Origin of the sequence: Sporosarcina ureae (genome assembly GCF_002101375.1) — a bacterium.
GTDB lineage: Bacteria > Bacillota > Bacilli > Bacillales_A > Planococcaceae > Sporosarcina > Sporosarcina ureae_B.
In genome coordinates this window covers 1,000,598-1,020,630 of the sequence record NZ_CP015207.1, presented here as the reverse complement: position 1 = coordinate 1,020,630, position 20,033 = coordinate 1,000,598, and the positions used below count along the sequence as shown (strand labels likewise).

The 20,033-nt window shown below is 40.1% G+C and carries 20 protein-coding genes and 1 pseudogene; 9 read left to right on the top strand and 12 right to left on the bottom strand.

What is annotated here, in order from left to right:
- Positions 1-36 precede the first annotated feature (36 nt).
- The gene (locus SporoP8_RS05060) at positions 37-600 is read right to left on the bottom strand and encodes a methyltransferase family protein (RefSeq protein WP_085131512.1); all 564 of its coding nucleotides are present in this window, start codon (positions 598-600) and stop codon (positions 37-39) included.
- Positions 601-773: 173 nt separating this feature from the next.
- Here SporoP8_RS05060 and SporoP8_RS16960 point away from each other — a divergent pair, with 173 nt between their 5' ends.
- Together SporoP8_RS16960 and SporoP8_RS16830 are read left to right on the top strand one after the other, a co-directional pair.
- A complete protein-coding gene (locus tag SporoP8_RS16960; RefSeq protein ID WP_085131511.1) occupies positions 774-863 on the top strand; it encodes a TetR family transcriptional regulator in 90 nt (29 codons plus the stop codon).
- Positions 842-934 (top strand): annotated as a pseudogene (locus SporoP8_RS16830) (acyl-CoA dehydrogenase family protein); the annotation flags it as partial. The gene SporoP8_RS16960 and the pseudogene SporoP8_RS16830, both read left to right, overlap by 22 nt.
- A 110-nt stretch (positions 935-1,044) precedes the next feature.
- Here SporoP8_RS16830 and SporoP8_RS05050 read toward each other — a convergent pair.
- Entirely contained in the window at positions 1,045-2,178 is a 1,134-nt protein-coding gene (locus tag SporoP8_RS05050) for an alcohol dehydrogenase catalytic domain-containing protein (protein ID WP_085131510.1), read from the bottom strand.
- A gap of 177 nt (positions 2,179-2,355) precedes the next feature.
- Here SporoP8_RS05050 and SporoP8_RS05045 point away from each other — a divergent pair, with 177 nt between their 5' ends.
- Entirely contained in the window at positions 2,356-2,841 is a 486-nt protein-coding gene (locus tag SporoP8_RS05045) for a nucleoside deaminase (protein ID WP_085131509.1), read from the top strand.
- 782 nt (positions 2,842-3,623) lie between these two features.
- Here the strand turns inward: SporoP8_RS05045 and SporoP8_RS05035 are convergent.
- Both SporoP8_RS05035 and SporoP8_RS05030 read right to left on the bottom strand, forming a co-directional pair.
- The gene (locus SporoP8_RS05035) at positions 3,624-4,004 is read right to left on the bottom strand and encodes a DUF3221 domain-containing protein (RefSeq protein WP_085131507.1); all 381 of its coding nucleotides are present in this window, start codon (positions 4,002-4,004) and stop codon (positions 3,624-3,626) included.
- 256 nt (positions 4,005-4,260) lie between these two features.
- A complete protein-coding gene (locus SporoP8_RS05030) occupies positions 4,261-4,872 on the bottom strand; it encodes a YfjL-like protein (protein ID WP_157111222.1) in 612 nt (203 codons plus the stop codon).
- A 238-nt stretch (positions 4,873-5,110) separates the two neighbouring features.
- Between SporoP8_RS05030 and gloB the strand changes: the two genes are divergently transcribed.
- On the top strand, positions 5,111-5,812 hold the full coding sequence (gene gloB, locus SporoP8_RS05025; protein ID WP_085131505.1) for a hydroxyacylglutathione hydrolase: 702 nt from the start codon (positions 5,111-5,113) through the stop codon (positions 5,810-5,812).
- Positions 5,813-5,900: 88 nt separating this feature from the next.
- A complete protein-coding gene (locus SporoP8_RS05020) occupies positions 5,901-6,281 on the top strand; it encodes a lactoylglutathione lyase (RefSeq protein ID WP_085131504.1) in 381 nt (126 codons plus the stop codon).
- Between the two features lie 596 nt (positions 6,282-6,877).
- On the opposite strand, the gene SporoP8_RS05015 is transcribed toward SporoP8_RS05020, so the two are convergent.
- The 6 genes from SporoP8_RS05015 to SporoP8_RS04990 all read right to left on the bottom strand — a co-directional run bounded on the left by SporoP8_RS05015 (position 6,878) and on the right by SporoP8_RS04990 (position 10,938).
- Positions 6,878-7,324, bottom strand: a complete 447-nt coding sequence (locus SporoP8_RS05015; RefSeq protein WP_085131503.1) for a hypothetical protein — start codon at positions 7,322-7,324, stop codon at positions 6,878-6,880.
- A gap of 331 nt (positions 7,325-7,655) precedes the next feature.
- Positions 7,656-8,207 carry a hypothetical protein gene (locus tag SporoP8_RS05010; protein ID WP_085131502.1) on the bottom strand — a complete coding sequence of 184 codons (552 nt, stop codon included), beginning with the start codon at positions 8,205-8,207 and terminating at the stop codon, positions 7,656-7,658.
- 98 nt (positions 8,208-8,305) lie between these two features.
- Positions 8,306-9,160: an ABC transporter permease gene (locus tag SporoP8_RS05005; protein WP_085131501.1), complete on the bottom strand. Its 855-nt coding sequence runs from the start codon at positions 9,158-9,160 to the stop codon at positions 8,306-8,308.
- A 3-nt stretch (positions 9,161-9,163) separates the two neighbouring features.
- Positions 9,164-10,075 carry an ABC transporter ATP-binding protein gene (locus SporoP8_RS05000; protein ID WP_085131500.1) on the bottom strand — a complete coding sequence of 304 codons (912 nt, stop codon included), beginning with the start codon at positions 10,073-10,075 and terminating at the stop codon, positions 9,164-9,166.
- Positions 10,059-10,481 carry a DUF3021 family protein gene (locus tag SporoP8_RS04995; RefSeq protein ID WP_085131499.1) on the bottom strand — a complete coding sequence of 141 codons (423 nt, stop codon included), beginning with the start codon at positions 10,479-10,481 and terminating at the stop codon, positions 10,059-10,061. Before SporoP8_RS04995 ends, SporoP8_RS05000 begins: the two co-directional genes overlap by 17 nt.
- 10 nt (positions 10,482-10,491) lie before the next feature.
- Positions 10,492-10,938: a LytTR family DNA-binding domain-containing protein gene (locus tag SporoP8_RS04990; RefSeq protein ID WP_085131498.1), complete on the bottom strand. Its 447-nt coding sequence runs from the start codon at positions 10,936-10,938 to the stop codon at positions 10,492-10,494.
- 394 nt (positions 10,939-11,332) lie between these two features.
- Between SporoP8_RS04990 and SporoP8_RS04985 the strand changes: the two genes are divergently transcribed.
- Entirely contained in the window at positions 11,333-12,253 is a 921-nt protein-coding gene (locus SporoP8_RS04985) for an HNH endonuclease (RefSeq protein ID WP_085131497.1), read from the top strand.
- Positions 12,254-12,417: 164 nt separating this feature from the next.
- Positions 12,418-13,752 carry a hypothetical protein gene (locus SporoP8_RS16620; RefSeq protein WP_198166072.1) on the top strand — a complete coding sequence of 445 codons (1,335 nt, stop codon included), beginning with the start codon at positions 12,418-12,420 and terminating at the stop codon, positions 13,750-13,752.
- Between the two features lie 78 nt (positions 13,753-13,830).
- On the opposite strand, the gene SporoP8_RS04970 is transcribed toward SporoP8_RS16620, so the two are convergent.
- Complete coding sequence (locus tag SporoP8_RS04970) at positions 13,831-16,416, bottom strand: CBS domain-containing protein (RefSeq protein WP_085131496.1); 2,586 nt, start codon at positions 16,414-16,416, stop codon at positions 13,831-13,833.
- Between the two features lie 169 nt (positions 16,417-16,585).
- Positions 16,586-17,026, bottom strand: a complete 441-nt coding sequence (locus tag SporoP8_RS04965; protein ID WP_085131495.1) for a cell wall hydrolase — start codon at positions 17,024-17,026, stop codon at positions 16,586-16,588.
- Between the two features lie 390 nt (positions 17,027-17,416).
- Between SporoP8_RS04965 and SporoP8_RS04960 the strand changes: the two genes are divergently transcribed.
- A complete protein-coding gene (locus tag SporoP8_RS04960; RefSeq protein WP_085131494.1) occupies positions 17,417-18,193 on the top strand; it encodes a gluconate 2-dehydrogenase subunit 3 family protein in 777 nt (258 codons plus the stop codon).
- Between the two features lie 23 nt (positions 18,194-18,216).
- Positions 18,217-19,977 (top strand): GMC family oxidoreductase, encoded by a 1,761-nt coding sequence (locus SporoP8_RS04955; protein ID WP_085131493.1) that lies wholly within the window; start codon positions 18,217-18,219, stop codon positions 19,975-19,977.
- Positions 19,978-20,033 lie beyond the last annotated feature (56 nt).

The window sequence follows — 20,033 nt, the reverse complement described above, 5'->3', positions numbered from 1 at the left end:
TTTATTCATTTTACACGCTCCTTTTCGTGGTACCAGTTATATGTATCGACGAACATGTTGGCAATATTGTGTATACGCCTCGCCGTAAATTTTTACTAAAGATTGTTCTTCGAGTAGAACTTGTCGATTAAATAACCAAAAACCTAAGATCAAATATACTAATACAATCCAATTCGGATAAATGAGGAACTCACCCAATAAGACCATCCCAAAAGCAGTAAATATTGGATTTCGACTGATGGAAAAAGCGCCAGTAGTAATCAAAGAACCTGGATTCTCTTCATCTATGCCAACTCTAAAGCTTTTGCCAAATGAAAGTAAACTGTAAACGAATAACAAGAGCCCACCGAAGCATAAAACCACACCAATCCAACTGACCACTTCATAGTAAAATAGCTCTGTTCCTAGCCTTGGGAAATGGAAGACGTTTGAAATAATTACATATAATAAAAGCAAAGCAAAGGGCGGTATGATGAAATCTTTTTTGTCCATTTTGCCGAATTTAAATACTTTAATACCGAATTTCTTTAACTGGATTGACCGAATAATCACCAGTATGATGAATATGGTGATTGTTGTTACAGCAATGTATCCTTGCATTCATATCCCCCCTTTTAATCCCCTGTTTCCTTCACTATCTATAGATATCTTACCATGTTTAGGTACCAGGTCCACACACAACTTAGGCACAATTCAGAATTGTTTAGGGACCTGGCACCTGTAATAAAGAGAAGAAAGTAGAAAAGAAAAAGGAAGAGATCCAAGAATCTGCAATGAGTGTTATTGCGGAAAAGGGATATCATGCCACTACGATGGAAGATATTGCAGCCAAGTCGCTTCAGGACGAAGATATCGGGATGTAGCGGTCAATTCGATTTATGTTGGTACTAATGAAATTATGAAAGTGATTATCGCGAAGAATATGGGGCTTTGAAGAAAGGTAGGTGAGTGGGGATCTTCAATCAAATATATATAAAGCTGTTAGTGAATAGCCTATTATTTATACTTAAAAACGCGATGAACCAACCATCGCGTTTTTATAGTTTACGGTTGGATAAGTACTTTGATACAACCGTCTTCTTTCTTATCAAAAATGGCATATGCATCTGCAGCGTCTTCCAATTTTACTTTGTGGGTAATAATATCTGTCGGATCGAATTCTTTTGCTTCGATTTTTTTATATAGCTCAGGCATTAAGTGAATAACGGGTGCTTGTCCCATTTTTAAGGAAACGTTGCGTGTGAAGAAATCGCCAAGTGGGAAATTGTTCGCATCCGTCGCATAAACACCCGTTAATTGCACCGTACCGAACTTCCGTACGACTTGTGAGGCGGTGATAATCGGGCTGATCGTTCCGAATTGGTTATCTCCACTGGACCCAAATGTTTCACCTGGTTGCACTGTTCCATCCATACCTACACCATCAATGACGACGTCTGCGCCGCCTTTCGTTTCTTCATGCAATAATTTGCCAATATCGTCATGTTCTTTAAAATTATAGGTTTCTACTTTATTAGTCTTTTCCGCATGCTTCAAGCGATAATCGACATGGTCTACCGAAATGACTCGTTTGGCACCTTGCATCCATGCAAATTTTTGTGCCATTAATCCAATTGGACCGGAACCTAAAATAATGGCTGTATCGCCCTTTTTCAAGCCGCTATGAAGGACACTCCAATAGGCTGTAGGAATGACATCAGATAGTAAAGCGAGATGCTCGTCATCTAGCTCGCTATTTTCTGGAACTTTAAATGACGTGAAGTCCGCATATGGAACACGTAAATATTCGGCTTGGCCACCTGGGAAGTTTCCATTTGGCTCAGCAAATCCGAATAGTCCTCCAACTTCTCCATGTGGATTGGATTCATCACATTGACTTTCCATTTCATGTTGGCAAAAGAAACATTCACCGCACCCTATATTAAACGGAATGACGACCCGGTCGCCTTTCTTTACGGTTTTCACTTCAGAACCTACTTCTTCGACAATTCCCATCGGTTCATGACCCACTACATAATCTTGCTCGGGCACAATCCCGCCATGATACAGATGCAAATCCGATCCACAAATACCACTTGTCGTAATGCGTACGATTACATCACTAGTTTCTTGGATACTCGGAGCTTTCACTTCTTTAGTGACCATCGACTTCTTTCCTTGAAATGTTACTGCTTTCATACCATCACATCCTTTTTGCGTTGTGTTTATTTTGTACCCGTCTACTTTCTATGTAAACTACATAAGTAGGAATATGATGATTGATACCTAGTAGATGAAAGAATGGTAAACATAACGATGTAAGTATGTTAAAAGAAGTGCTATAAAGGGAAGTGAAGAATAAGGAGGGATTCATTCATGTTACAAGAAAGCGAATTAAAGCATGTACAACGATCTGTCGAATTAGCAGAAATGGCACTACGTAAAGGAGATCAGCCATTTGGTTCGGTGTTGGTTTCGGCAAGTGGTGAAGTGTTAGCTGAAGACCATAATCGTACAAGTGGTGGCGACCCGACGCAGCATCCGGAATTTGCTTTAGCGCGATGGGCGGCAGATCATATGGACGCAGAAGACAGAGCGAAAGCGACAGTATTTACGTCAGGTGAACATTGCCCGATGTGTGCGACAGCGCATGGTTTAGTCGGTTTGGGACGAATTGTCTATGCGAGTTCATCGAAACAGTTAATGCAGTGGAAGAAAGAAATGGGTGTCACTACGCCTGCTCCTGTAAAGAGTTATCCAATTCAAGAAATGGTGCCTGCTATCGAAGTAGTGGGGCCGGTAGAAGGGTATGCGGAGCAAGTGCGAGAGTTGCAACGGCAGTACTATCAGAAGAATAATTGAAGTAGATTATGGGAAGAGAGCCGTTTGTTTAGGCTCTCTTTTTATCTCGCTAGTTTTTTTAATACTTTATTAAAAAGCAATGAAATGTGGAAAAATAGTAAAGAGGCAAAAACACCCAGTATGAATATATTAGATAGCAGCAAACCTGAAATGTCTCCATCTATCAATAATGAAGTGAGTAATAGTATCCCTACAATGACTAATCCACCTACTATATAGATAAGGAAGTACATGCTATATTTTTGAACTTCATTCCGAAACGTGAACTTGTCAAAATATATATCTACATAATACGAATACGGTATCCCAGCAATTATATATATGGGTATTGAATAAAGAAAATAGAGTACGAATAATGCGTCATAAGGAAAGTACCCAACGTCGGCTTGTTGTTTCGCTAAGGGGGTGTATTCGTTAAAAGCTAAGGATAAAGAAAATACGATTGCGGAAAGTATAGCGATAAGAAGTTTTCTCGGAAATTTCATATACTTCACCTCTATTCATACTACATTTATAAAATTAGTGTCTTGACATTGAAAGGGATGCGATTGCGGTTGGAACTCGTTGATCTGCGCTACAGCCGGACGCGTGTCTTATGGGAGGGCGGTTAACCACACCCGTCCGCTTCGCCGGGGTGTTTCACCTGTCCCTCTGATCCCCCCAGAGCCGGCAACCGCTTCGATCAACTATGTGAATACTTCAAACATTATTCTGTAAACGCCCCCGATTACGGAGGAAAGTTGGGACTATATGATGCCGAGAAACCGCCATATATTAGTCAGTTATTTTGGAACTACATCTATCTTTTCTATTCCACGTTGAGGGGGATCAGAATCTAATTGAGCTCCGTTCCAATAAACAATTACGTGGGCTCCCACTTCTAATTCTTTGTACTTACTAGTTTCAAAACCGTAATATGCTCCCTCTTTTTCTTGAGCAAGGTTTAGTAACTCATCTTCTTTCTTATTAGATATATCTTCTACACTGATATTTGGTACAACTAGTATTTGGCTCCGCCCATCTTGAGTCTCTCTTATATCAACAATAATGCCTTCTTGTTGTTTCGAAGTACTATCCTGATCTTCCGTGTCATTTGCTTGTTCTTGCCCGCAACCAGCTATTAGGAAACTCCATGCGACGAATAAAGTAAGTGATTTTTTCATTAACTTCCCCTCCTATCGTAGTAGACTGTTCTTTTATAGTTTAGTTACAACACTTTATTCAGCATAGTGACCCTTTAGCGGTACAATCTTTATTTCAGAATGAATAGCTAGTAATATTTCTCCTATTCTCTATATATGATTGGTTTAAAAAAGCATTGGGTATTTCAATGCTTTGTTTGTTAGCTACACTAAAATTAGAGGGAAAATGAGTAAAAGTTACATTTATCTGATTATAAAATGTGGCTTTAACAAGTTATTAATAGCTTTTATTCCATAATTCATTTTCATTGTCATACATAATCGATACATGTGCATGTTCGATTTTCAATTCATTCTGCAGATAATTAATAAAAGATAAAAACATTTCTTCGCTTACTTCTTCTTTATTGTTATTTAGCCCAATATTAAGCGAAGGTATACCTCCTACCTCATAAGATGCCGTAAGAGATATCCCTTTTGCTTCACCGAATTTTTGATTTATATAACTATCAATTTTAGGTTTTACTTGTTTAAGGAATTCTTCTTCTTCCTGAATTGATATATCATCTTCCATTTTTCCAGTTTTTCTGTTTTCATAAACCATAAACGATTTTTGTGTCTCTGTATCAATAACCATTGCAGCATAATCGTAATTTCCGGATTTCTGTTCACTATTATAAGAGACATCTGAAATTTCGTATTTCATTTCTGGATATTTTGTTTGGAGGTATTGTTCTGCTTGTTCAGTTGCCTTTTCCATTTCTTTTTCATCTGGTATCAATGATGCTCTAAGTTCCATGAATAAAAAGACAGTCCCCAATAGTAGTACTAACAATATCCCTGAAACTATCCATATAAATTTGCTCCAACCTTTTTTCAAATTCATCATTTCACCTCCCTCTAATAAGTATGACTTTAATACGAAAACAATTATATAAATAAGACTTCGAAGAGAAAAAAGGTTTTTCGTCATAACTGATTGAATTACAGACAGAGGAGGTGGTATCCTTCATGTGTAATAATAATCTCTGTGTTATGATAGCAGGATAAATTAAAACTTGTCGGTGGAAGGGGAAAAGCGTCTCCAAACCGCAAATTAACTATATAACAAGGGGAGGAATCATAAAGTGATTATTCATCCAATCAACGCCTTTTCTGATAATTATATATGGTGCATTCAAGAAGAAACAGAGGTAGTGGTGGTGGATCCAGGAGAAGCGAAAGGTGTCCTTGATTACCTGGAAGAAAAGCAGCTTCGTTTGGCGGCCATTCTTTTAACTCATATGCATGAAGATCATACTGGCGGGGTACGGGAGATTCTAGCGAGTCATCCGGAAAGTCTTGTTTATGGACCGAAAGAAACGAAAGACTTGGTGAATAGTGTTGTAAAGGAAGGGGACTCCTTTAACTTGTTGAGCCAAACTTTCCAAGTCTACGAATCAGGAGGTCATACGCATGGCCATATCAGTTTTTTAATGGGAAATCATCTCTTTTGCGGGGATGCCTTGTTTTCAGCAGGATGTGGTCGGGTTTTTACCGGCGATTACGAATCTCAATATGAAACTTTGCAGAAATTTAAGCGCTTGGATGATGATATACAAGTTTATCCGGGTCACGAGTATACCGAAACTAATTTACGTTTTGCATACGAAATGCATCCCGATCATAAAAAAATCTCCAACTCATTGGAAGAAGTTCGGGAATTGCGTGCGAAAGGACAGCCAACGCTTCCGACAACAATCGGCAGGGAGAAGGAAATTAACCTCTTTCTGCAAGCGGAAACATTGGAAGACTTTATCGAATTACGTAACGCGCGTGATAACTTCTAGGATAACTAACTTTATGCAATCGCATAAAGTGAACTGATATAGTATCTATGATAAGATAAGGTCAATAAAATGATGGAGGATGATAGTGATGAACCAAGTACTCGTTGAAATTTGTTTACGCGTTAGGGATATTGATGCTACTTTAGATTTTTATACGGAGCTTTTTGATTTTGAAGTAGCCAGTCGCAGAGAATTCCCTGAGCATAAATTTGATTTGATCTACCTAAATTCACCAGGTTCTTCCGTACAAATAGAACTTACGTATAATTATGATGCAGAACCATATGTTATAGGAAATGGTTTCAGTCATTTAGGCGTAACAGTAGATGATTTAGAAAAAATGCATGAAATTTGTAAAGCTTCTTCTTATGAAACAGGTGACTTGAAAGGACTTGCAGGTGGAACACCTTCTTACTTCTTTGTTACTGACCCTGATGGCTATAGAATCGAAGTTAAGCGTAAGCACTAAAAAGTTCTACATACAATACTGATTGTAAAAAGCCTAACCTCCAGCCTCTACTTACAAAATAGAGATTGGGGTGTAGGCTTTTATTTTGGTTCTATAATACATATTGGGGTCTTTGAATTTATGAATTCTGAGGCTTTTACTTGAACGTCAGGGGAAAGACTTAGATTTTACAGATGAGGATTATGCAGCACTCTTCTAAATTCTTTCGATTAACTACTTTACCAAATGTTCTTTATTAAACGAATTATCATTCTTGGCATAAACATCAAGACGTTCCAAGCCACTTCAAATAAGATGGAATCCCTAAGCTCAATTAGGATATCTTTAAAAAAGCCGTTTCGTTTTTTTCTATTATTTTTCATCTTCTAAACCTCAATAACTCATTTATTTGAATATTAATCCACTTTTTTTGCAATAAATATATGGTTCGCCATAAAACTCCTATTTTACTACATATATTTATCCACAGACAACGTTCTAATCTTTTTTAACTACTATTCTGTCCCTTTAATTGAATTAGAATAAGAGCTGTCTTAACAGCTCAATGATCTCCATGTAATGCGCCCGTTAGTTCAATAAGTTATCATGAGAATCATTTAAGCATTTTTTATAGATTTAATTACGTCATCAAAGTCATTAAATTCCTCGCTAATAACAAAAAAGTGTTCATGAGAACAAACTGCAAGCCAAACATCATCTCCACTAAAAAACATTAAATCTTCTGGTAAAGGTGAAATCCAATCAAATAATGAATTACTTTTCGTTTGTAAAAAATGCTTTGTTTGTTCATTTAACTCATAATAAAATACATACGCTGTTGCTTCTAAAAGTTTAGTTACTTCCCATTCTGATTGTTCTTTCCTTTCAATAAATGCCTCTTGAATATTTCTAACTAATTTATAATGGTATTTCATTGCCAATTCTTCATCTGCCATCATATCTCTTCTCTTGACAAATGCAAATGTATCACATTTTTTCAAGGCTAATTCAATTAGAGAACGATAATCTTCGCCTTTTATGTCTTTATCGCTTATTACTATCATATTTTATTACCCCTTCCGAAATCCAAGATAAACTTTTATTGAAGTAATCTGGCCGCTTGCTTAATAAACCAACCTCTTATAATCCATTTTAGCATAAAATTCCTTTTCTACTTCGAAGTTTTTAATTTTCATAAAAATGTATTCTAGGAAACCATTCCATTCATCAATTAGTAAGCAAATTAAGACCATTTACTATCGATATGCATCTATAATTTTGATACAACAATAAAAATAGAGGACACCGATTCATACACGAATCGTGTCCCCATTTGCCACGCATTTAATAGTTTCTTTCCATGTACCAAACCCATATCTCCATAAAAACAGCACGTTACCTATACCGCTGAACTTTTTCAGCCCTTGGCCAAATGAAGTAGGAGAGTGAGATCACCATATCAAGGCCTACGATGAGCGCCCAAAGCTTCAACATTTGAGAGAGTGCTTCCGTTTTGTTGGCATCTCCAATTAGGTAAATCATTGCAACCAAAAACCCGCCACCGATGATAAACGCTAGTACATGTTGCAACGCACCTTTCACGGAATGGCGTGCATGTGCATATCCTGTTTTCTTCGCTGGTTTTGTGCCTTGCTTCTTGACGTAGTAAAGAAAGCGTTCATCCGCCCAGCGAATCATACTTTTTCCGAATGCGATTGATACGCCGAGATAAATCGCCGCAATGGCATGAACTTGTGTAGCCACAGCGCCATTATAAAGATCGGAAGCCGTGACGACTAACAATAGTAAATCGATGACTGGTGTTAACGCTAGAAAAAACAAACCGAGCCGTTTTTTATTACATACATATCGTGTAATGAGGCCCGCAAGAATAACGACCCAAAAGCCTATTTCACAAGCAATAATCGTCCAAGCAATGAAATCCATTCATTCACCTCTTTTACTAGAGTGATATTGGTTATGCGTATCATAGCATAAACATTCTGAATTGTTTATGGAGTGGATACCGTTTAATGGTTTAATACTTATCTTCTACTATATTTCATCACACTCACTGAAAGTATAAAGAAAATGATGGTGATTAGTAAGAGATACACGACACTGACGAATGGAGAGATTTGCCATCCATTTACTTTGAAGAACACGCCCATATTCAACTGAAAGCTTTCTTTCACTTCAACGGGTGCTTGAGCGAATGCTTCGGCCATAGGAGCGTCCATGAGAATTTGGCGAAGCAAAGCAGCGATATGTGAGATGGGGAAGATGTGTATCAAACTTTGTAAGTAGGCAGGTAAAGTGCCGATTGGAATGTAGATACCTGTAAGAAAACCGACTAATGTACCAATTACTGTGCTTGCCGCAGCGAATGCAGGGGAGGTTTTAAAGAAAATAACGAGTAGAGAGATCATGGAACCAGCAGTCAAAACGGCTAGAAATATGACGCCTACCGATTGAATGATTTGTATGAATGAAAGTACCGGCTCCCCAGTGGCGAAAAGCATAGCGTTTGCTACAAGAAGAGTCATACTGCACATCAGAAATCCTATGGAGAGTGAGCTAATTATATAGCCACCGAGTAATACGGATTGTTTAATTGGTGTGACACGGAAATCTTTATAGGCATTGGTTGCTTGGTCGTTTACCATCACACTGAATGCGCCTAATGTGGTCGTCACACTCGTAACCGTGACGATCCCCGCAATAATCCAAGACAGCAACAGCCAATGCTTTGCTGGAAAGTCTGGCACTCCATCCGCGATCAGATCACCAAGAAAGAATACATAGAGTGCAATCAAGATGAACACAGCTAGCAATGAGAAAAACACTGCAGACTTATCCCGAAAATAGAGCAGTACATTCCTTTTAGCGAAAACTAGCATCGTCTACACACCCTCTCGATCATGAATACGGATAAAGACATCATCCAAACTAGATTTTCGTACTTCAAAAGACGTAATAAGCGATTGGTATGTATGTAACATAGGAATAGCTGCTATCGTATTCGGTAAATCGATTGTGTATCCGCCAGTTTCTTCTTGAAACAGCACATGATCATGTAGAAATTGCGTGCACAGTGCAGTGTGATCGGTTGTCGTAATGAATAAGCGATCAGCAGAGTATTGCTGTTTTAAATCAATCGGAGTGCCTTTGGCGATAATCCGTCCTTCTTTTATGACTATAACAAAATCCGAATTCGCGGCTTCTTCTATATAATGTGTCGTCAGAAAAACGGTCATACCATGCTCTTTTTGTAAGTGTCCGATCATTTTCCAGATTTGCTGACGACTTTGAGGATCGAGTCCTGTTGTCGGTTCATCGAGCAACAAAATTTTGGGTTGATGGAGAAGGGCACGTGCGATATCGACTCTTCGCTTCTGGCCGCCAGATAATTTGCCGTATCGTTGCTTTAAGATGGAATGAATATCTACAATTTCAGCGCATCGCTGTATGGCAGACAGTATTTCATGCTTCGCCATTCCATATAATTGTGCACGAATTGCCAAGTTCTCTTGTACAGACAATAGTGGATCTAACAAGCTTTCTTGGAAGACGACTCCGATCTCTTTTCGAATGAATTCATCTTCTTTACCAACCGTATATCCGTTGACCGTTACGGAGCCGCTGTCCGGTTGGAGCACAGTTAAAATAATAGAAATCACGGTAGATTTTCCGGCACCGTTCGTTCCAAGAAATGAGAATAGACTTCCTTTTGTCACGTAGAAATTCAACTCGTCAACTGCTTTCACATGACCGAAAGATTTACTGACATTTTCCACTTCAATGATCGTTTGCATCCCGATTCCTCCTCTGCAAGATCGTGTGATTTATTTTTAACTCGTCTGCTTTATTGTTCAAGTAAATCAGTACAATAACAGAACCATACGCAATAAGCCCCACTAGTACAGCCATCACTAGGTTATACAACCCGAAAGGATATAAGTCGAAAAATGCACCGGCTACGATCATCACAGTCACGACACAGCTAGCTTCTAGCACATACACCCATATCGGATTCTCTATTGGTAATTGATGTGAAAGAAAAATAAGAATCGTAATGATGATAGAAATGACTAGTATGGAAAGAGTCATCTTTTCTGTCAGTGGAGGGAAGATCCCAAGTAACCGGAATAAAGAGTAGACGATCGTGCTGAATGTAAATGCGAAGCAAGCCCCGCTTATATAGAGTAAAAGATTTTTCAACTGGATCACCTCATCCTAGGAAATGCTTTCGGAATATTTTTGCGTAGTGTCGATTCACGATGATCATTTCACCGTTTTCTAAGGTGGCTTCAAATCGCCCATTCAATAACGCACGCACACTTTCTATTTTGGATGTATTGACTATCATATGTTTGCTGACTCGTAGAAATCGTGTATTTTTCAATTGATTCTCAAATTCATAAAGCTTTAGTTCGCTTTCATAGACGTCTTCTTGTGTGTATAAAAAAGAGGCATTGTCCACTGTCTCGATATATAGAACATCACTGGATTGTATCGAATACACAGCGTCATCTTGTGTAACTGTAAAGCTATACATCATTTGATTGATCTGCTGGATAAGCCGGGATAAGCGTTCATCCAATTCAGGACATTTAATGGTGATTTCAATCTCCTGAAATTTAGTGGATTCTTCAATTTTCAGCCGTATGGTCGTCACCCCCAGTTAGTCTTCATGGCTGAATCGTATCACGGTCATGGAAATCGAACAATAGCTTTTACAGTGACCTGCATATAGAGGGGGCTTAGTTGCATGAAGAGCTGTTGTGATTCAAATGAATGGACATTTCGTAACGCTGAAGCAGATAAAATAACCGCATTACAATGTAGTAGTCCCTCATATTCGTAAGGAGTGGGAGACCTTATTAAAGAATGAACTAAGTAAAAAGTTTTATCTAGCGTAAATGTCTGAGAATTTTGTATTTCACTAGTCATTGTTTTAACTGAATAGAAAGGTAACGCCATGCGATTAATCAATCGGCTGTTGAAAGGTAGTCAGTTTCGTTATAATCAAGAGAGAAGAAATACATCAGTTCGCAAAGGAGTGAAGCACGATGCAAAGTTATATCGTTATGCAAGGACGGACATACGATGAAGAGAAAGAGTTAGGTGTGCTTTGGTCATTGCAGCAAGACAGTATAGGCAATGTTCATCATTTTTGGGAACGGATGAAAGAAGTGCGTGAAGGAGACCGTATTTTTCATTATGTAAAAGGGGATATAGTCGCCATAAGTGTAGCGAAGTCCAGTTACCGCGAGGAGCGAAAGCCGTCTGCGATTCCCTTGGCAGCCAGTGAAGACGCCAATGGGTACTTAGTGGAAGTGGAGTATCACGAACTCGATCAACCGTTAACGATTGTGGATTGTTTAGATGAACTTCTACCATTATTGCCGATTAAGTATTCTGCGTTTCAAGAGAACGGCAATGGAAATCAAGGCTATCTCTTCCCATGCAATGAAGAACTGACTATTAAATTAGTTGAGTTGATTGCAGATTTAAATATTTATGAAATCGATGAGGAACAACTGGAGTTCGTCATGGGGACCGTTCAGAAGACGGAGCATGATTTCCTCATTCCGGTACTTGCTGAATCCGAATCGGAAACGAAAACGAAAGTGCGAATGGGCCATCAGCGTTTCCGCAACGAGCTCATGCAGCTATGGAATGATCAGTGCGCTCTATGCGATATCGGGCTACCGGAATTATTGCAAGCTAGCTACGCTAAACCATGGAAAGATTGCACCAATAACGAACGCATCGATCCGAACAACGGCGTCCTTCTCTGTCGCAATCATGATGCGCTCTATCATAACGGCTTCATTGCGTTTGACGGAACAGGTACGATTCATATTTCATCTAGCATTCCTGAAGGGGATTATGAGAAGTATGGATTGCATAGCAAGATGAGAGTGAACCGAACGGAGAAGAACAAGCCGTATTTGAAATGGCATAAGAAGCATATGTTTAAGGAATAGCTCTACCCACTACACTGCATAGTAAGTCATATATATACTCTCTAGTTCGGGTTAAATCACCACACTTCACCGATCACCTTGCAAAACTTGGTGAGTTTACCCTCTTTTTGTAGTATGATGCATAGAGAGAGTGAATTCGATAACATAGTGTGCGGAGGTACGACATGAATTATGGGGATCCGTTAAGAGATAAAAACATAGAACGAGATACGACAATTTACAATAGTGAAGGTTTTGACAGACGCGGCTTTAATAAGTTTGGTTATGATCGTCATGGGTTTAATGAACAAGGATTTAATGCCAGTGGTTTTGATAAGTATGGCTTTGATGCACAGGGCTTTGACAAAAACGGCTATAATAATCAAGGCTATGACAAAGAAGGATTTAGGGCCACAGGCTATAATAAAGCGGGCTTTGATCGAACGGGTTATGATCGTTATGGTTATGATGCAGACGGGTATAATAAAAGCGGTTATAACGTCCAAGGGTATGACAGAGAAGGCTATAAAGTAGATGGTTTCAATCGACAAGGCTTTCACAAGAATGGCTATAACAGAGACGGTTATGACGTCCATGGCTTCAACCGTGCGGGTTTCAATAAGCAAGGGTATGACAAGTACGGTTTCAATAAATACGGTGTGAGTGCGCAAGGGTATGGAACGGATGGATTTAATAAGCTAGGTTACGATAAGAACGGTTTTAATCGCCAAGGCTATAATAAATTCGGCTATGATAAACGAGGATTTAATCGTGATCGCAAGCATATGAACGGTACGATGTATGACAGCAAAGGCTTTGATTTTCAAGGTGTTCATTTAAATAATAGTCCGTTCGATGACCACGGCTTTGATCAAGCAGGCTATGATGCACAAGGTTTCAATAAAAGAGGATACAATCGTGAAGGGTTTACCCGCGATGGCGCACATATTAGTGAAAAGACGTATGATGAAGAAGGTTATGATCAGCACGGTTACAATCGTGATGGCTTTGACCGAGCGGGATACGATGCATCAGGCTTGAATTCGCTTGGTTATGATTCGGAAGGATATGATGCCCAAGGTTTCAATAAACAGGGTATAGACCGAGAAGGTTATAATCGAGATGGCTTTAATAAAGCAGGCGTCGATCGAGAAGGTTTTGGGAAGAATGGTCGAAATCGACAAGGGTATGATAAAAAAGGTTTTAATCTACAAGGTTATGATAAGAACGGTTTTAATAAAGAAGGCTACAACCGATTCGGTTATGATCGCTATGGTTTTAATCGGGATGGCAAACATGCCAATGGTACAAAATATGATACCAAAGGATTCGACTGCAATGGCTTCACTCCGCAAGGACTCCATCGAAATGGAACGGACCGGGATGATCAGGGGTATGATAAGTCGGGCTATGATGCGGACCGCTATGACCGAAAAGGTTTCAATAAGCTTGGCTATGATCGAAGTGGTTATGACAAATACGGTTATGATAAATCAGGATTTAGGGCGGGTTCAAAGTAAGGGAATTTTTTAGTAAGAGAAAAACACCTGGCAAGTTAGAGTGACACTCTAGCTTGCCAGGTGTTTTGCGTTTTTTCGTTACAGCGTACACAAATACTCTTCCAACCATTGATCGGCATCCTCTTTCGATGAAACTTCTCCATTTAGCTGACTCACTTCCAACTGAAGCAAAATCTTAGAAAAGGTTGGGCCTGGCTTGAGTCCCGCTTTTACTAAATCGGCACCGTTCAAATAGCTTTGAAGGGTGTTTCGATTGTATAAATACGCAATAACAGATTCCAGATAAGGCACGTGATTGGCCACTAGAATAAACAAGATGGCTTCGTCGGAGAAGTCGTGTAAAAACAGATGGTAGTCGCCAGTTTGTGTGGGTTCTTTCCATTGTTCATGTTTTTGTAACGCCATGACTTCTTCCAAAAGTTTTTTCCTGTTTTTTCGTAACGTGAATTTTTCTGCGGCATACAAACTATCATTACAATAGAATGGTAGTAAAAAGTAATTGAACCAACTAGGTTTTTCAGCGATCTTTAAATTAGAAATCTTACGTACTTGTTCGTTGTAAAGTTGCTCTAAACTTTCAGCCGTAACGACTGAGGCATCTAGCTGTTTTTCGTTTACACCGAACTGTTGCCAAACATTCAAGTTGAACAGGCGTCGGATCACTTCTTTCGGACTGCCTTCCGTAAATAAACGGATCATTTCTTCGTTAATGCGTTGTGGTGACAAGTGGATTACTTTGTCGATAGACTCGAGTGCCAATTTTTCAGTCTGCTCATCCATCGAAAATCCGAACCGTTGTTCAAAGCGAACCGCTCGAAAAATGCGGGTAGGGTCTTCGACAAAACTCATATTATGAAGGATTTTGATTTTCTTCTCGCGTAGATCGTTTTGTCCGCCAAATGGATCAATCAATTCACCGAATGATTCGGCATTCAGACGAATGGCCATGGCGTTGATCGTGAAATCACGTCGCTGCAAATCATCGCCAAGAACAGATGTCTCAATCTCAGGTAAAGCGGCAGGCTGTTCGTAATATTCGAGTCGAGACGACACGATATCGATCGATAAACCGGATGGCGTATTCCATGTCGCCGTACCAAAGCTTTCATGTTCCATGACGTCGCCACCATGTGTTTCCAACATACGATTCGCCAATTCGATTCCATTACCTTCCGCTACAATATCGATGTCATAATTTGGCTTGTCCAATAAAATATCTCGTACGATCCCGCCAATTAAATAAACAGGCATATGAATACGACTGGCCGTTTCTCCGATTTCTTTCAACTGCTGTAAAGCCTCTTCGGATAATTGCTTTTTCATTTTTTCAATCAAGTCATTGGAAGAGAGAGTACTTGTTGCTTTTTTGTTTTCCGTCATATCACTATATAGCACTTGGATAATATTAGATCGAGTCACAATCCCGACGATTTCTTCATTCTCAATAACAGGCAACCGACCGATGTTGTGTGCAATGACGAGTTCTTGAATTTCTTCGAGTGAAGCATCCGGTCCGATTGTGTAGAGTTTAGTCGTCATATACGCTTTGACAGGCGCATGGCCCAGTCCATGGTGATTCGCTTTATCGAGATCGCGTCGAGTAATGAGTCCGACTAGTTTTCCATTTTCGACGATAGGGTAGCCTGAATGTCCGTAGCGGTACATACGACGGCCAGCTTCTTCAATCGTCGTCTCGGGAGTTAATGTTTTAACAGGAGAAGTCATCAACTCTTTGGCGGTAATCGCTGGGCGTAGCATCGTTTCCAAACTGTTGTTGATGTCTTCAAGAATTGCTTCTTTATCTCCTTTTTTTACCGTGGCGGAACCTGCATGTTGATGCCCGCCGCCACCAAGCTTTTTCAGGATGGGTTGCAACGTGATTCGTTCTGAATTCGCACGACCAACGACGCATACTGTGTTTTTCATTTTAACGACAGCAATAACCGCATCCGTACCTTTGACTCCTAAAACTTTTGTGGTAATTAAGGCAAGGCCGTTGACGAAATGATCCAGTTCATGTGTACTTATGGCAATCTCGAGACCGTCAACTTCATGAATTTCTGTATGTGTAAGCAGCTGATCCAATATATCTTGCTGTTCGGATGTTAATGTTTCCTCAGCGAAACTAGCGACCATTTCCAGGCTCATTCCTTGTTCAAGTAAATAGGCAGCTGCCTGCATGTCTCGTACTGTGGTGTTTGCATATGTAAAATTCCCTGTATCTGTATACAGACCGAGTCCAAATAGTGACGCTTCAAAGCTGGAAATAGCTATATTTTGTTTGCGTATTTCTTCAATAAGTAACGTGACTGCAGCGCCGGTTAATTCCACGTTGCCTTTATCAGACTGCACGTCGTTTTCGCCTTGTTGGTGATGGTCGTAGACGATGATTTTGCGCGTGGATGCATCGAAATCGTCAGGAAGTTTACCTATTCTAGATAAAGATGCGACATCGACGATAATCATTTCCGTCACTTGTTCCCAGTTCACTCGAGCGCTCGGCACAAAGTCGAAGACATCCCGGTACATATTTAAAAAACGTTGTACGCGGCTTTCGAGCTTATCTGAAATAATTAGCTGTGCATCTGGATACAATTTTTTTGCAGCAATCATCGAAGCGAGTGCGTCGAAGTCTGTATTGACGTGTGATGTAATAATTTGCACGAGTAATACCTCCTATGTAAAAGCTATTCAGTGTAGTAAATAGAAAAGTAACCACCTTCTACCCTGACCCAGTGGAAGGTGGTTACTTTTTACGTTCGATTGTATTCATAGGACCAGTTTATCATCTTCAACTAAAATGTTCAATCGAGTCTAGTCAAGGGTATTTACATTATCCCATGTACACACTGTCACAAGTTCCGGGTAGCGGTTCATAGAAACAATGGTTTTTAAACTGCCCTGTAAACGGTTGATCATACCAAGTGGGCGGGCAGGGACCATAGGGATTGAAGTACCATAGCGCATAGTGAGCCGGATGTTCTCGCCAATTAGTTAAATTCCTTCTAGCTAATTTCTTTTCAGATTCTCTTGCACGTTGATAAAATAAGTTTCCTTTTTGAACCGCTTCAAATGAATAATTATTCCCTTGTATTTGGAAAATGACATCATATATGGACCGTACATCATTGAAGTCCAGACAATCGGCTACTGCACGATTGACGATGACATTTCCGACATATAACATTCCTTGATTTCCTTCGGCTTCGGCTTCGGCTCTCATCATTCTAGCCATTAAATCGACATCTGAATCTCGGTATTTGACTCTCGCCATATTTTTCACCTCATTATAGTGTATGAGAACAAGTGGAAATGATGTTACATTTGGAGAACTATCGACTGAAGAACTTTGAAGCAAAAATACGGATCTATGCCTGACTAGATGATAGGCTTATTTTCAATAATAATTGAAAAAAGGTTAATAGTTTGAAAAGTCAGGACTTAAGATTTACACTATGCATAGAACAGTCCGTTTAGTAAGCGGAGTATTTTCTATTTGATCTACTAGAGAGTGGAGTGTTCTGTTTTCTACTAGCGTTGTCAACAAATACATAATGAACGCCTCAGTGTAAACGCATTCATTATTTTACTGATTGCGCATATATTTCAGTATGGATCGCTAGTGTAGTGTTGAACTATTTACCTATTAAAGGAGGACAAGCTAATGGCTGATAATAATTCGAATAACCCGAAGAATACGAACGAAGTTTCTGATCCGGGACGCCGCAGTTTCGTCAAGAACACAGGAATTGCTGTCGGAGGTGTAGCCGGTGGTGCATTGCTTGGAGGTCTGTTTAGCAGTCGATCGAAAAATAATAATTCGACTTCCACTGCGACTAAGGAAAGCGTGAAAGAGAAGCGCTATGAAGAAGCGCGTATGTACTTCACTCGTATTGCCGATTTCGCTATTTTGGAGCAGGCAGTGGAGCGGATTTTCCCTGAAGATCATAACGGTCCTGGAGCGATAGAATTAGGCGTTCCGTATTATATTGACAAACAGTTGGCAGGTCCTTATGGATCCAATGTAGGCGATTACAGACAAGGTCCTTTTATAGGTTCTAAAGCTTCGGCTGCAGACTCTAGTCTCGATCGTGGCCAGATTTTCATTAATGGATTACGAACAATGGATGTCGAGAGTCTAAAACGATTTGATACTAATTTTGTTAAAGCGACGGAAGATCAGCAATTAGAAATTATGACGGATTTTGCAGATGACAAAGTGGAAATCAAAGGTATTAGTTCGAAAGGATTCTTTAATTTGTTGCGTTCTACTACGCTTGAAGGCGCGTATTGTGATCCATTGTACGGAGGCAATCGAGATATGAAAGGCTGGAAAATGAAAGAATATCCAGGCGCCATCGCATCGTATGCCCATATGATAGAAGAAGATAAGTTCGTGAAAATGGATCAAGTGAGCCTTACAGATTACCAACCTAAATAAACTACAAGAAAGGGGAGAAAAGAATGGTAAAAACATTAGATAAAGTAGATGCAGTCATCGTCGGTTCAGGCTGGGCAGGCGGTATTGCGGCAGCTGAATTAACGAAAAAAGGATATAAAGTAGTAGGTTTAGAAAGAGGGAAAGCGCAAAAACGAGAAGATTTCGTTGGCGCGAAGGATGAACTTCGCTACGATGTGCGGAAGCTCATGTTCCAAGAATTGAATAAAGAAACGTTGACGATTCGTAATACGCTAGACGAAACGGCGACACCAAACCGCAGTAACGATACAAATGCGATCAATGGTACGGCTACTGGCGGTTCAGGTGTTCACTGGAACGGCATGGTATATCGTTGGCTTCCAACGGATTTCGAATTCCATACGAAAACGGTAGAAAAATATGGAGAAAAAATCATCCCGAAAGATATGCAACTCCAAGATTGGGGTATTACATATGATGAGCTGGAGAAGTATTACGATCAGTTTGAAAAAACTGCCGGCATCTCAGGTGAACCAGATCCATTGCGACCGGGTCAGCGTTCGGATGAATACCCGACACCGCCGATGAAAGAAACGGATATCATTCGTACCTTTACGAAAGCGGCAAAAGATTTGGGCTATCATCCGTATCGTATTCCTTCTGCTAACATATCTGAGACGTATACTAACCCTGACGGTGAGACGATTAACGGATGTGTGTACTGTGCATTTTGTGAAGCGTTCGGTTGTGACTTCGGAGCGAAAGCAGATCCGATTGTTACGGTTTTAGCTACAGCACATAAAAGTGGTAATTATGAGTTGCGTAATAATTCGTATGCGGTTCGGATTGTACATGAAAATGGCAAAGCAGTTGGTATTAAATATGTAGACACAGAAACAGGAGAAGAGTTCATTCAACCGGCAGATATCGTCGTGGTTGCCGGATTTACCTTCACGAATACTCGCCTCATGCTGTTATCTGAAATTGGCAAGCCATACAATCCGAAAGATGGAACAGGCGTGATCGGTAGCCACTTGACTGCTCACCAGCGCAACTTGACGCATACGCGTGTCCGTGGATTCTTTGATGAGAAGAAATTCAATCGCTATGCAGGTACCGGTGCGCTCGGCGTGACATTGGATGATTTCAATGTGGAGCAACTTGATCATACGAAACTCGATTTCTTGCATGGTTTCTGTTTGCGGACATCTCAAAGAGGAGATCGACCGATTACGAATAACCATGTTCCTGCAGACGTTCCATCTTGGGGGAAAGAATTTAAAGACAAGTCTATTTTCTATGCGAACCGTCGTATAGATGTTCAGCAACAAAACGGTGCCCTTGCTTGGCGAGAAAACTATATGGACTTGGATCCGACGTACAAAGATATGTTCGGTGATCCATTACTGCGCGTCACGAGCAAGTTCCATGATCAAGACCGAAACATTGTACGATATGCGCATCAAAGAGCGAAAGAGTTACTGGAACAAATGGGCGCAGACCATATTACGATTCCTGAAATTACAGAGGAAACAGAGTTTGATAAGTCGTCATTATCTGACCATACAGGTGGCGGTGTAGTCATGGGGGATCGTCCCGAAACGTCTGCTGTAAACAATTATTCACAAGTATGGGACATGGACAATTTATTCGTAGTGGGGGCTTCTTCATTCCCACTTATGGGTAGTTCCAATCCAACAGCGACAGTTGGCGCACTAGCTTACCGTGCCGCAGAAGGTATGATCAAGTTTTTAGAGACTGGCGGAGGCCAGTTAGTTAAAGAAAAGGAAACAGCAAAAGCATAATACTACAAAAGGAGAGAGGGATTACCTCTCTCCTTTCTTTCATACATACTAAAGCG

Coding starts and splice junctions, on each gene's coding strand:
- SporoP8_RS16960 (WP_085131511.1), top strand. CDS start 774: ATGAGTGTTATTGCGGAAAAGGGATATCATGCCACTACGATGGAAGAT.
- SporoP8_RS05015 (WP_085131503.1), bottom strand. CDS start 7,324: ATGATAGTAATAAGCGATAAAGACATAAAAGGCGAAGATTATCGTTCT.
- SporoP8_RS04955 (WP_085131493.1), top strand. CDS start 18,217: ATGGTAAAAACATTAGATAAAGTAGATGCAGTCATCGTCGGTTCAGGC.
- SporoP8_RS04960 (WP_085131494.1), top strand. CDS start 17,417: ATGGCTGATAATAATTCGAATAACCCGAAGAATACGAACGAAGTTTCT.
- SporoP8_RS04985 (WP_085131497.1), top strand. CDS start 11,333: ATGCAAAGTTATATCGTTATGCAAGGACGGACATACGATGAAGAGAAA.
- SporoP8_RS05060 (WP_085131512.1), bottom strand. CDS start 600: ATGCAAGGATACATTGCTGTAACAACAATCACCATATTCATCATACTG.
- SporoP8_RS05005 (WP_085131501.1), bottom strand. CDS start 9,160: ATGCTAGTTTTCGCTAAAAGGAATGTACTGCTCTATTTTCGGGATAAG.
- SporoP8_RS16620 (WP_198166072.1), top strand. CDS start 12,418: ATGAATTATGGGGATCCGTTAAGAGATAAAAACATAGAACGAGATACG.
- SporoP8_RS05035 (WP_085131507.1), bottom strand. CDS start 4,004: ATGAAAAAATCACTTACTTTATTCGTCGCATGGAGTTTCCTAATAGCT.
- SporoP8_RS05010 (WP_085131502.1), bottom strand. CDS start 8,207: ATGGATTTCATTGCTTGGACGATTATTGCTTGTGAAATAGGCTTTTGG.
- SporoP8_RS05050 (WP_085131510.1), bottom strand. CDS start 2,178: ATGAAAGCAGTAACATTTCAAGGAAAGAAGTCGATGGTCACTAAAGAA.
- SporoP8_RS05020 (WP_085131504.1), top strand. CDS start 5,901: ATGAACCAAGTACTCGTTGAAATTTGTTTACGCGTTAGGGATATTGAT.
- SporoP8_RS05030 (WP_157111222.1), bottom strand. CDS start 4,872: ATGATGAATTTGAAAAAAGGTTGGAGCAAATTTATATGGATAGTTTCA.
- SporoP8_RS05045 (WP_085131509.1), top strand. CDS start 2,356: ATGTTACAAGAAAGCGAATTAAAGCATGTACAACGATCTGTCGAATTA.
- SporoP8_RS05000 (WP_085131500.1), bottom strand. CDS start 10,075: ATGCAAACGATCATTGAAGTGGAAAATGTCAGTAAATCTTTCGGTCAT.
- SporoP8_RS04965 (WP_085131495.1), bottom strand. CDS start 17,026: ATGGCGAGAGTCAAATACCGAGATTCAGATGTCGATTTAATGGCTAGA.